Below are 13183 nucleotides of genomic sequence, written 5' to 3' on the forward strand. Positions count from 1 at the left end.
TTCGTAGATTTATCGAATAAAGAATTGGAAGGAACCTTAAAAGTGCGTTGATACGGAACCATGGAAATGATATTGTCGCAGGCCGACTGGCATACTATACACGCTACACTTCAGCATTTAAATCTGATCGGAATTACCTTTTCTCCTGACTTTATCATCAGGAATATAAGCGCTCATGCATTGATGAAAACGGGCTGGCAGGAGTCTGACCTGCTGGGCCAGAGCATCTTCGACCGGCTGATCCCGAAAGAGGAGGAATATGAAGTGCGGCAGATGCTTGAAGAAGGTATCCAGGGAAAACGCAAGCTTGAACAAAGGGAGATACCGTTTCTTGCACAAAATGGTGCAGTTCGTACTTTTTCCATCAATTCGGTACTGATCCACCGCGAAGGCGAAGAAATTGAATGCATTACCCTTGTTGGTGACGATATTACAAGGCGCCGCCGGATGGAATCTTCAATCTCAAAATCGAATTCGCAGTTGCAGGATCTGGTGGACAATACCAGCGACCTGATCCAGCTGGTTGCGATTGACGGAAAATTCATTTTCGTTAATAAAGCCTGGCGCGAAGTACTGGGCTACGGACTGGATGAAATCGCCTCCATGCGAATGGAAGATATTCTGCACCCGCAGCACAAGGAGCAGGCGCTGGAGCAATTGAAGAAGATTGAGCAAGGTAACCCGAACTCGAATTTCGAGGCGGTTTTTTTAAGCCGGGAAGGGAAAAAAGTATTTGTTTCCGGGAGTGTCAATTGTCGCTATGACAATGGGAAACCTACTGCATTCCGGTGTATCCTCAATGATTTTACTGAGAAAATCAGGGCTGAAAAGGCGCAAAACCTGTATTACAGCATTGCAAACTGGACTGTCACAACCCAGAATCTCGACGATTTTTACCATAGTATCCACGAAGAGCTTGGTAAAATCATTGACGTAAAAAACTTCTTCATTGCACTGTACGATCAGAGCAAAAGCTTCATTTACTTTCCATATTACGTCGATCAGTACTTTCAGGGAAATGTGCGTTTTACGAAGCGGAAGCTGGGAAATGGCGTCACTGAATATGCGATCGCGTCGAACAAACCTCTGTTCTTGTCTGACGGCGACATTGAAAAACTCGCTAAAACAAACAGCTTATACCTCTACGGAGTTACCCCGAAGCAGCTTTTATGTGTTCCGCTGCGGATAGGCGACCGTGTTACCGGTATCATCGGGGTGAAATCCTATGATGATCCCAATATGTTCGACGCACGCGACCTCGAACTGCTGGAATTTATCTCCGGACAGGTGGCGCTCGCCATTGCGAGAAAGCAGAGTGAGGAGGAGCTGAGCAAATATGTGGCCCGCCTGAATGCGATTTTCGACAGCAGCTCGCATTTGATCTGGTCGGTGAACAAATCGTTGCAACTGACATCCTTTAACAGAAATTACGCAGACCTGATCCAGAACCAGCTAGGTGTGCGCCCATCGCTTCAATCGAGTCCTGAGAAGTTTGGATGGAGAATGGTGGGCAACAGCAACCGCCGCACGCTTGAATCCAAGTACAGGCAAGCTTTGCGCGGGGAAGCTCAGTACTTCGAGTTCAAAATAGAGCGAAAGGATGGGAGCAACATGTGGCTTGAATTTTACCTCAACCCGATCCATTATGCCGACGGCGTCATTGAAGAAGTATCCGGTATTGCCCGCGATATTACCCGCCGGAAAGAGGCAGAATTATCGCTAAGGCACAGTGAGGAGCTTTTCCGGGGGATTTTTGAGAACCTGCAGGACATTTATTGCCGGATTGACCGTCGCGGAGAAATCACGATGATCAGCCAGTCGGTCATGAAAAGGCTGGGTTACTTGCCTGAGGAAGTGATCGGGCACAAGGTAGTTGAATTCTTCCCTGACAAAAAGCGGATCCATTCTGCATTGATCAGGTTGAGGAAAACAAAGAGCCTGCGAAATTTCGAGATCACACTTTACCGGAAAGACGGAACAGAGCGGCAGTTTATGATCAACATGCTCATGTTCTCCAACGAGAAAGGCAAGCCTACCGAAGTGGCGGTACTCGCCCGTGACATTACCGAGCTGAAACGCAATGAGCTGGAATTGCTCAAAGCCAAGGAGCATGCCGAGCGGTCGCTGAAAGTGAAAGAAGGGTTTCTGGCCAATATGAGCCACGAAATCCGGACGCCGATGAATGGTGTGATCGGGATGATAGACCTGCTCGGTGAGACGCCGCTGAATGTGGAGCAGAAAGATTACGTGCTCACGATTAAGCGCTCGTCGGAAACGCTGCTCAATATTTTGAATGACATTCTCGACCTTTCCAAGATAGAGGCAGGCAAAATGGAACTTCACCAGAGTCCGATCTCTGTGGAAGAACTGCTCCTGAAGCTGGTATCGCTTTTTGGACAAACTGCGAAGAGCAAGAATAATACGTTGACTTACCGCATTGCTCCGGAGCTGCCGAAGTTTATCGTAGCAGACCAGACCAGATTGTTGCAGATCCTGTCAAACCTGACTTCGAATGCATTGAAATTCACCGAAAATGGCGCGGTAAATGTCATTCTTACATTGGTGAAAAAGGATGGACTGCGGCATAAGATCAAAGTGGAAGTGCAGGATTCCGGCATCGGGATCAGTGGTACGGACAAGCAGATTTTATTTACCTCATTTACCCAGCTCGATAACTCTTCCCGCAAATCTTTTGGTGGTACCGGCCTGGGGCTCGCCATTTCCAAGCAGCTGTGTGAGCTGATGAACGGGGATATTGGCGTAGAGTCTACATTGGGCGAGGGGAGTACTTTCTGGTTTACATTTGAAACAATGGAAACCACGGGTGCATTGGTAAGTAACCTCACTCCGGTAGAAGAAACGCATATTGAAAATGTCTTTTCAACATACCACCCGAGCATTTTGCTGGTAGACGATAATGCGGTGAACAGGAAAGTCGCATTTGAAATACTTAAAAAATCGGGCTGTGAAGTGGACCTGGCGGAAAGCGGTTTCAAAGCGATCGAAATTGTGGAGAGCCGGGTTGAAAAGCAGATCCAGCTATATGATATCATTTTCATGGATATCCAGATGCCGGATATGGATGGTGTGCAAACCTCCCAGGAGTTACGGAAAAAGGTAAAGGGGCTGCCGCCCATAGTGGCGATGACAGCTTATTCCATGAAGGAAGACCGCGACCGGTTTATCAGTCAGGGAATGGACGATTACATTGCCAAGCCCATCCGCGCCCAGACTTTGATCCAGAAGGTGAAGGAGCTCATAGGCAGTAAAACGGTTCAGCAAGCGTCTGCCATTACTGCACCAGCACCAGCGGAGCCCGAGCTGCCGGTACTTGATAAAGAGATTATCGATCAGCTGAATGGAATAGGCGGTGCTGATCTGGTTTGGTCCGTGTTCGAGGATTTTGTCACCGAATCCAACGAGCTTGTAGACGGCGCATTGACTGCCTATGAAGCAGGCGATATACCAACTGTAAAAAGCAATTTGCATACATTGAAAGGCAGTGGCGGCACGGTGGGCGTGGCTCAGGTGGCCGAGATCGCGAGAGATGCGGAATGGAGGCTGAAATCTGATGATACCAGTACTTTGGCGGAAGCATTGCCACAGCTGAAAGCAGCCTACGACGTATTTCTCAGCAAATACGAAGGTTTATTAAAAGAGTGGTTGAAATAAATGCGCATTTCCATCGAGCGAAACGGTGGTTTGATCTATAAAATTGCGCAGATCTGTCGATTGTAAAGGTTTCCCGGTAAATGCAGTTAAACTTTCAGGAGAAGTCTGGCTCTAACCTCCGAGAAACCTTTATAGAAACCATGAACAGATTCAGCTACCTCATCCTCCTTGCCCTGGGTTTATTGACTACCTCATTTTCGCAGGCGCAAAATGCCCAGATCAAAGGCACCGTCATTGATAGCGTGAGCCGCTCAGCGGTGGTGGGCGCTTATGTGGCCGTGAGCCGCAATGTGCCCGACGCCAAGCCGGAGTATGTTACTACCGATGTAAACGGACAGTTTGCATTTACGGGTCTTGCAAAAGAAAATACCTATCTGGTCAAGGTAACTTATCTCAGCTATAAAGATTTTTCCAAAACCATTACGCTCTCCACTGATGTTCAGGATCTTGGGACGATCCAGCTTACCGAGGCAGTCGCCAACCTGAAAGAGGTTAAGGTGGTCGGCCAGGTGACCGCGATGGAGCAAAAGGGAGATACTACGCAGTTTAATGCAGCCGCATTCAAAACCAATCCTGATGCTACTACCGAAGATCTGATACAGAAGATGCCCGGCATTACGGTCGCCAATGGAACAGTAACAGCGCACGGTGAAACCGTGAACCGCGTGTTGGTTGATGGAAAGCCGTTTTTCGGCGACGATGCTGCCTTGACACTGAAATCCCTTCCGGCAGAAATTGTTGATAAAATCGAGGTTTTTGATAAGCTGAGCGATCAGGCGCAGTTCACGGGCTTTGACGATGGAAATGCACAGAAGACGATCAATATCGTGACCAAAGCGGACCGCAAAATGGGGCAATTTGGGAAACTTTTCGGTGGCTACGGACTGGATAACCGGTACCAGGCTGGCGGCAATGTGAGTTTTTTCAAAGGCGACCAACGCATTTCTGTCATCGGGCTGAGCAATAATATCAATATGCAGAATTTTGCGAGCCAGGATCTTTTGGGTGTAACCGGAGGTGGTGGCGGTGGCGGAAGAGGCGGCGGCGGGGGAGCATCGGGTAACTTCCTGGTCGGTAACCAGAGCGGGATCACGGGTACCAACTCTTTCGGACTTAATTATTCGAACAAAATTGGTAAGAAAGTCGATGTTTCAGGAAGCTATTTTTTCAACCGGACCAGCAATGTGAACGATCAGACTACCTCGCAGCAATACCTGCTTGCCGAGTCGGACAGTAACCAGATTTATAATGAGGCGAGCCGGACTTCCAGTACCAATGCAAATCACCGCCTTAACATGCGCGTGGAATACAATATCAACCCAAAAAACTCGCTGATCCTTACACCTCGTCTCAGTTTTCAGGATAACAGCTCCGGGAGTATGCGGACTGGACTTACTACGGTAGCAGGCAGCCCGGTGAACAGCCAGGACAACAGCCAGACCAACAAAAACGCGGGCTATAATTTTTCCAATGACCTGCTGTTCCGTCACAGCTTTGACAAGAAAGGCCGGACTGTGAGCGTGAATGTAAATACGCAGCTGAATGACCGCAATGGAACGCGGTACCTTTATTCACGCAATTTATATTATGATGGTTTCATGCTGCCCGACATAGCAGTACGCGGCGACACGATCGATCAGGTGAGCTACACCAATTCTGACGGGCTTACATTGGGTGGTAACGTGATTTATACGGAGCCAATCAGCAAGAATGCGCAATTGCAGATGAATTATGGGCTGACTGTCAGCAACAGCAATTCCAGTCGCGAGACTTATAATATGAGTTTTGATGAAAACACCTACACGGACCTGGACACGCTGCTTACCAATAATTTTGATAACAGATATACTACCAACCGCGCCGGGCTGGGCTATCGCTATCGTAAAAACAGCTGGTCGGCGAACTTTGGACTCGATTTTCAGAATACCGGATTGTACAGCCAGCAACTCGCGCCAACCAACAACAAGGTAGATCAGTCTTTCACGAATTTTCTGCCCAATTTTATGCTGAGCTACCGGTCAAAATCAGGTACGCAGTTCCGGACTTTTTTCCGCAGCTCCACAAGTCAGCCTTCGATTTCCCAGCTGCAAAACGTGGTAGATAACAGCAACCCGCTGTCACTTACTGCGGGTAATCCGAACCTCAAACAAGAGTATCGAAATACGTTCAACATCCGCTATTCACTGGCCGGCGCTGAGCGACCTTACAGCCTGAATGCAATGGTGTTTCTGACACAAACCAACAATGCGATCGTGAATTCAACGATTATCGCACAGGAGCCGACCACATTGCCCAGCGGCGTGGTGCTCGAACGCGGCGCAAGACTTACCTCGCCGATCAACGTGGATGGTAGCTGGAATGCGCGTACTTTCCTGGCATACGGAAAACCGGTAGCGCCTTTGAAACTGAATGTGAACCTGACAACCGGCTTTAACTACGTAAGATCGCCGGGTATGATCAATAATGTACCTAACTTCTCAAATACCTACGCGATTTCACAAGGTCTGGTACTGAGCAGTAATGTAAGTGAGAAGCTGGATTTCACCGCTTCGTACTCAGGCAACTACAATGTGGTCAGAAATACGATCCAGCCTAACCTGAACAATAACTACTATACGCAGAGCATTACCGGTCGCGTCAACTGGATTTTTGGAAAAGGTTTTGTGATCCAAAGTGATCTCAGCAGTCAGTCTTACCGCGGCCTGGGTGCAGGGTTCAACCAGAACTTTACATTATGGAATGCGAGTGTTGGCAAGAAATTCCTGAAAAACAATGCAGGCGAGCTGAAACTGACTGTGTTTGATATTTTAAACCAAAACAACAGCATCAGCCGTACTACTACGGAAACCTACATTCAGGACGTGAGCAACAGGGTTTTGACACAGTACGCGATGCTTACATTCACCTACACATTGAAGAATTTCGGCAAAGCCCCGGCAAGCAATAACTCACGCAGACGGGATTTTGACAGCGAAGGCGGCGGCTTCCGCAGAGGCGAGGGCAGAGGTCCCGGCGGATTTTGATAGATCAGTAATTCTTGTCACCATAAAAAAAGAATCCCGGCTCAGATCAATGGGCCGGGATTCCTGTATTTATAGGCTTTTATTTTTTGCTTGGAAAAGGGATAATCAGCTTTTCACCGCGTTCTGAGAAGTCCTTTGATTTGCCATTTGCTTTCATGATCGCTTCTTTGCTTACGCCATATTTGTTGGCGACTACACGCAAAACGTCACCAGGACCTACCGTGTGAACCGCCTTAACTTGTACTTTTAGCTTGGTTACACCTGATTTAACATCAGATACATCGCTGTTCAGCCCCTGCAATGTTTCGGTTTTCAGGTTATATCTCGACGCGATACTTGAAAAAGTTTCTCCGCCCTGCACGGAATGCGTGATTGTTTCTCCACCAATTGAACCTGCGGAAATAGCTGGTTTTGGCTTTTCTGGTTCCGCTGCAACCGGTGCGGGTTCCGTCTTGCTTTTAGAGTTGCTACCTGATTCTTCAACTGACCCGGTTTCGGCAAGAGGCTCGTCCGTAATCGGCTCTGCTGCTGATTCTTCCAATGTTGAATCAACTACCACGGACGTGAGCTCCTCAGAATTGGAAGAGCTATCGGAGATATATTCATAGCCGACATAAAGCATGGCTAATACCAAAAGCACCAATACCAGCAGCGTAACGATGGGTAAATTTGACTTTTCGGTAGGACGGATATTTCTTTTTTTAGCGAATTCGTCTTCCATAACTTAGCCGTAAATCAGGTTTTTAGTGGAGTTAATATTTCACGAAAATAATAAACGCGTACTAGTTTGCAAGTTGCTTTCTTAATTCCTCGTTCATGGCCGAAACTTTGTCTTTCAGGCTTTCTTTGAATGCGTCGAGGCGTTTTCCGGTTGCTTCGTCGCTCGCGCCGATGATCTGCGCGGCGAGTATCCCGGCATTTCTGGCACCATCCAATGCAACTGTTGCAACAGGTACTCCGGCTGGCATTTGCAGAATTGACAGTACCGAATCCCAGCCGTCGATAGAGTTGCTTGATAATACAGGTACCCCGATTACCGGCAGGGAAGTGAGCGAAGCGACCATTCCAGGCAAATGAGCGGCGCCGCCTGCTCCGGCTATAATCACCTTTAATCCGCGTGACCTGGCAGTGGAAGCATATTCCAGCATGCGCTCGGGAGTGCGGTGCGCGGATACAATTTCCATTTCAAACGGAATACCCAACTCAGTCAGCGCGTCTGCTGCAAGCTGCATTACTTTTCCGTCCGAGAGGCTTCCCATTATAATACCTACCATTTCAATTATTGCGTTGATTTTGTACTGATAACCCTGATATTGTTCTTAACAAATTCTACTTTCTCTCTCAAAGCGGTAAGATCGCTGTCCATAATGGTGATATGTCCCATTTTACGAAAAGGTTTGGTAATGCTTTTCCAGTATAAAAACGGAAAAACCTCATCTTTCGCCAAGAGTTTCTCCATTCCCTCGTAAACCGCCGGACCTTCAAACCCGTCTTCCCCAAGCAAATTCACCATCGCCGACGGACCATAAGCCTGTGTGCTGCCCAGCGGCAAGCCCAGGATTGCACGCCAGTGCTGCTCATATTGGGAAGTCGCATTGGCGCGGATCGTGTGGTGCCCGCTGTTGTGCGGCCGGGGCGCTACTTCATTGATCAGTACCTCGCCTTCTTTTGTGAGGAAAAGTTCTACCGCCAGCAGACCTACTATCTGAAAAGCTTCCGCAGTTTTCTTAGCGATCTCCTGTGCTTTGTTATTGATCTCTTCGGGGATTTCTGCTGGCGCAAAAAGGTACTCAACCAGATTGAGCTCCGGATGAAAAACCATTTCGACAGTCGGGAATGTAGCTGTTTCTCCCTGCGCATTGCGCGCTACCAGCACCGCCAGCTCTTTTTCGAAATCGACTGCTTTTTCGAGCAGACCGGGTTTGTCAAATGCTTTGGATAAATCCTGTTCGGAAGTGAGCCGCTGCACGCCGCGCCCGTCGTAACCGTCTTTGCCCAGCTTGTGAAAAGCAGGCAGGAACGATAAGTAATTATGTACGTCCTGTTGATTTTCGGTTAAAATGAATTCGGCTGTGGGCAGGTTATGGTCGAGGTAAAACTGCTTTTGAATGCGTTTATCCTGTATCTGGCGGATTACGGAAGGTTGCGGGTAAACTTTCTTGCCTTCCTTTTCAAGCGCCTCCAGTGCCTCGACATTTACCTTTTCGATTTCAATCGTGATAATGTCAAGGTTTTTGCCAAACTCATAAACTGTATTGTAGTCCTGTAAAGATCCTTGCTGAAAGTGAGGGGCAATTTTGCGGCAGGGCGCTTCTGCATCCGGATCCAGCACGTGGATATCCAGGTTCCAGTCCACGGCAGCTTGCAAAAGCATTAAACCCAACTGGCCGCCTCCAAGAATTCCAATTCGGTATGAAAGCATTTACGAATCAAATTTGATGGTCGCAAAATTGGCTTAAAAACCGCTAACATAAAACTGAATTGGCATTTTTTGACGAAAATGTGACAAATTTTCGGAAGGTGACTTACTCATTTCAGAAGCCTGATCAATGCGATTTCGACGAGGAGAAAGAACAGCGCGGCATATAAAAAGTACTTCCAGAGATAGGTACCCATATTTTGCTGCTGAAAAGCGGTTGAAAATGCTTCGTCATCTATTTTGTCAAAGACCTGGACATTCTTTTGCCCGGCAAACAGCGTCCTCAGTTCCGAAGGCGAGTAGTATTGCAGTTTTGATTCTGCATTGTTGTGGTTGAGCGCGATGAGCTGCTCCGGTTTGTCATCTCGTACCAGTTCGTAATATCCCGCCGCAAGCCCCTCGCCCAACTGGTCGCCCTGCGGTATGCTGATCAGAAGCTGGTTGCCGCTCACGCGCTGCACAGGAATAATCTCGGTCTTGTTTCTGCGAAGTTTGTACACTGCATTGGGTTGGACACCGGCGATGCTCAGGTCGATCGGGTCTTCGTCAAACTTGAAAGATGTGCGTTGCGCGCGCACGCTGGAAGCTGCGATCTTGTACATGACAGGCACAAAAATGGCGTGCTGGGCTACTTTTCCGTATTCGAGATTGAATGGCGCTGCGAAAAGGTACAGTCTGCCAAGACCTGCCGTAACCTGATTCAGATAAACCTGTCCATTACGTAATGCAAGCAATTGCTGCCCCGAGCTCGACCAGCTGAGAACAGGCGCGGCAGTTGGCAGGTTCAGGTTGATTTCCTGGCGCACCGATTCTTCAAACACATCACTGAAAAAAGGGTTATTTCTGTCGGGTGCAGCCAGGTCTATCGGGCTGGGTGGCGTATTTACATTGACGTTCAGTCCGCGCACGCCCAGGCCATTTAAGAAAGCAGCATAACTTTCCGCCTGCGGGTTAGCCGGGGGAACCAATGCAACACTCCCGCCTTTTCTTACAAAATCCTGCAATTCCTGCGGCAATGTACCCGAAACCTGATTTAACCCCTCCAAAACTACCAGATCTGCATTCTTGATCAGTCCGGGATCTACATTCTGTACGCTATAACTCTGGAGTGTAAAAAGGCTGTCGTTGTCGTATACATTCTCAACATAATTCCCGCTTGATTTTTGACCATATATATGTAAAACACGGATCAAAGGGGAGGAGTTGAGCACGAAATAGTAGTCGTTGTCGAACGTAACCGGAAAATCGTCAAAGGTAATCTGTCCTTTTTTGTAGCCTTTTCCCTTCAGGTTAAAATTGAATTTGGCGGTCGCGCTTCCGTTCGCGGGTACATTTACAGAGGCTGTTGAAGCCTGGGTGTTGTCCAGGCTGAGCTTTAACACCACATTCTTGGCCTCCTCAGTGCCTGAGTTACTTACTTTCACAAAGAGGATATTGTTTTGCAGCTCGCGGATAAACGGTGTATTCAGCCAGGTAGAATCGACGAAGATGTTCTTCTCGGCTGCTGCCTGTACCGGCACCAGAAAAACCTGGTTAGTTGTGTCGGTTTTTAATGCACTCAGGTTCCCGGAGGTGCTTTTCTGAAAATCTGAAAACCAGAAAAGCTGGTTTTTGCCCACTTGCTGGTGGCGTGAGATGAGGTTTTCCTGTCTGCGGTAAACCTGGTCCAATGTTCTTGGAGTATTTGAAAGATTAATTGTCGTAAGCCTGTCGCGCAGTTTCTCTGCCGGATAAAGCCCCTGTTCCTGCGCCGAGAAATCGTTGGTAACAAGTTGAAGTGAAGTAGAATTTTTAAATAATCCCAGTAAATCGCTCAGCCGCTGGGTGGCAATGTCCAGATAACGTTTGTTGTTGAGCTCGCTTTCCATGCTGTACGAATTATCGAGGTACAGGCTGGTAACACCCTGCCGGTTAACGGAGAGCTTGTTTTCTGAGGGAATAAATGGTTGTGCGAATGCAAATGCGAGACAGCTGATCGCCAGAATCCTTGCTGCAAGTACAAGCCAGTGTTTGATCTGTCTTACCGAGCGTGTTTTGGTCTCAACTGCTTTAAGAAAAGCCACATTGGTGAAGAATACTCTCTTGGTGCGGCGAAAATTAAAAATATGAATGGCAATCGGAACAGAAACGGCCAGTAAACCCCATAAAAATGATGGAAACAGAAAACTCATTGGATCGAAGCGAAATGGCTGATTTACTTGTTCAACGAAGTTAAGAAAGACAAATTACACTAAAATCTCATAACTGGTTTTTATTTCAGGGCCTTTCTGATATGTCGCCCGGTTTTTCCTAACTTTGCACTTCATTTTCGAAAACTTATTCTCCTTTATTCTGTCGAAAATCGGAATTTGTTAATTTAAACTGAGTTATGGCCAAAGTTTCGGTGAACAAACACCAACCCGTTTATCAAATGCCCACGAACCCGGCTGCGGTTCGTACCAAGAAATACGCATTACCTACTAAAACATACATTATCCTGGCTATGCGTTACTTTTTTAAGACGCAGCTCAAATGGGGCTTGATCCCCCTGGCCCTGATCCTGATCAATGCAGTACTTAACCTGACAGGCGTTTACCCCAACCTGTGGATCTATATTACGGTGTTTGTGGGTGTGATACTTTATATTTTGTTCTGGCTTATCCAGTTTACAGGAATTACCCAGCTGGCCCAATACAAGCCGATGTTCGAGAAGTTTCAGTACGAGATTGACAATCGTCAGATCCTGATGAAACTGAACCAGAAAGAAGGCAGTATCATGAAATGGGAGCAGATTATGGATGCCTACAAAGACAAGGAAGCTTATGTACTTGTCATTTCAAAGGGACAATTCCTCCACCTCCCATTCAACATCTTTACCTCGGAGCACGATATCAAAGTATTTGAGCGCATTATGAAGCAGAAGAACTTCTTGAAAGCTTAATAACTACATTGTTGATACCAGCCTGATTCTACAAGAGTCAGGCTTTTTTATGCCGCCACTTTCAGCTTGTGTACTATGGAACAGCCGCATGTCATATTTACAAGGTTCAAAGAGTCAGACCGCGCCGAGCTCGCTGCATTATACGAGCAGGTGATGCGTGAGACTTTTTACTGGTTTGACGAAGCCCGTTTAAATGAGGTAAGTTTTGATGACGATACTGAAAACGAGTTCATCGTAGTTGCCAGGGTAGGGGAAAAGCTGGCGGGATTTGCGTCTGTGTGGCTGCCAGACAATTTCATTCACCACTTATACATTGACGGTGCATTCCAGGGAGTGGGGATCGGGAAGCGGTTACTGGCGAATGTAGTTAAAAGGTTGCAAGGGAATGCAAGCCTTAAATGCCTGGTACTGAATACCCGTGCAGTTCAATTTTACAAAAATAATGGCTGGAAGACTATCTCAACAGGAGATTCTGACGATGGAGAATACATCCTCTTTGATTACAATTCTCAACTTACTTCAGACTAGTTTCCTCATGCTCCTTGGCAAATTTCTTCTCGCCTGCTGGTATTGCAACAGAAAGATGGTTTGCAGCGGGTGGAATGGGGCAGTTGTAACCTGAGCTATAAGCACAATAGGGATTGTACGCTTTATTGAAATCAAGTACGTAAGTATTGTTCTTGATATCTGTTGTTTTAAGGTCAATATAGCGGCCGCCTCCGTAGGATTCCGTTCCATTGGTTTTGTCTTTGAACGGAATGAATAGGTAATCCTTATACTTAGCGACTGCCTGCAGGCTCAGGCTGCGGTACACATTCAATTTCTGTTTCTTTCCATTCACGCGAAATTTCAGCACACCATAACGAACGTAAGTCTTTTGGGTACCGCTGTAAGTAGGCATTTCAAAGGATTTCCCGCCCCTGGATTTTTCAAAGCGCGCTTCAACACTGTAAGTAGAATCCGGATCGTAGAATTGAAGAAAGCGCAGATCGTCTTTTTTCAGCGGGGAGTTAGAGGTATGAAGGAATTCCTTCTTGTAAGTGTCCCGGAATTTATTAGTCTGTTCCGAAAAACCTTGTGCGCTGCATGCTGCAGTTGCTACAACCAGAAACAGGAGTGTGTTAAAAACGGCTTTCATTTGGAAAAAAG

At 47.2% G+C, this 13183-nt stretch carries 9 protein-coding genes; 4 read left to right on the forward strand and 5 right to left on the reverse strand.

Annotated elements, in window-relative coordinates; genetic code table 11:
• Positions 1-60: 60 nt before the first annotated feature.
• Positions 61-3672, forward strand: coding sequence for a PAS domain S-box protein (locus tag ASG33_RS09040; protein WP_056282859.1), 3612 nt, complete (start codon positions 61-63; stop codon positions 3670-3672).
• An 80-nt stretch (positions 3673-3752) separates the two neighbouring features.
• The gene (locus ASG33_RS09045; protein WP_229238600.1) at positions 3753-6695 is read left to right on the forward strand and encodes a TonB-dependent receptor domain-containing protein; all 2943 of its coding nucleotides are present in this window, start codon (positions 3753-3755) and stop codon (positions 6693-6695) included.
• Between the two features lie 79 nt (positions 6696-6774).
• On the opposite strand, the gene ASG33_RS09050 is transcribed toward ASG33_RS09045, so the two are convergent.
• The 4 genes from ASG33_RS09050 to ASG33_RS09065 form a co-directional block, all read right to left on the reverse strand.
• On the reverse strand, positions 6775-7416 hold the full coding sequence (locus ASG33_RS09050) for a LysM peptidoglycan-binding domain-containing protein (protein WP_056282862.1): 642 nt from the start codon (positions 7414-7416) through the stop codon (positions 6775-6777).
• Between the two features lie 61 nt (positions 7417-7477).
• The gene (purE, locus tag ASG33_RS09055; RefSeq protein WP_056282865.1) at positions 7478-7969 is read right to left on the reverse strand and encodes a 5-(carboxyamino)imidazole ribonucleotide mutase; all 492 of its coding nucleotides are present in this window, start codon (positions 7967-7969) and stop codon (positions 7478-7480) included.
• A 5-nt stretch (positions 7970-7974) separates the two neighbouring features.
• Complete coding sequence (locus ASG33_RS09060; RefSeq protein ID WP_082489126.1) at positions 7975-9117, reverse strand: 5-(carboxyamino)imidazole ribonucleotide synthase; 1143 nt, start codon at positions 9115-9117, stop codon at positions 7975-7977.
• Positions 9118-9224: 107 nt separating this feature from the next.
• Complete coding sequence (locus ASG33_RS09065; RefSeq protein ID WP_056282868.1) at positions 9225-11285, reverse strand: BatA domain-containing protein; 2061 nt, start codon at positions 11283-11285, stop codon at positions 9225-9227.
• Between the two features lie 197 nt (positions 11286-11482).
• Here ASG33_RS09065 and ASG33_RS09070 point away from each other — a divergent pair, with 197 nt between their 5' ends.
• Both ASG33_RS09070 and ASG33_RS09075 read left to right on the forward strand, forming a co-directional pair.
• Positions 11483-12034, forward strand: a complete 552-nt coding sequence (locus ASG33_RS09070; protein ID WP_031527592.1) for a YcxB family protein — start codon at positions 11483-11485, stop codon at positions 12032-12034.
• Positions 12035-12109: 75 nt separating this feature from the next.
• On the forward strand, positions 12110-12562 hold the full coding sequence (locus ASG33_RS09075; RefSeq protein WP_056282870.1) for a GNAT family N-acetyltransferase: 453 nt from the start codon (positions 12110-12112) through the stop codon (positions 12560-12562).
• Here the strand turns inward: ASG33_RS09075 and ASG33_RS09080 are convergent.
• Positions 12549-13172 (reverse strand): DUF1684 domain-containing protein, encoded by a 624-nt coding sequence (locus ASG33_RS09080; protein WP_056282872.1) that lies wholly within the window; start codon positions 13170-13172, stop codon positions 12549-12551. The two genes, ASG33_RS09075 and ASG33_RS09080, sit on opposite strands and share 14 nt — an antisense overlap.
• Positions 13173-13183 lie beyond the last annotated feature (11 nt).

The organism is Dyadobacter sp. Leaf189 (assembly GCF_001424405.1).
Classification (GTDB): domain Bacteria; phylum Bacteroidota; class Bacteroidia; order Cytophagales; family Spirosomataceae; genus Dyadobacter.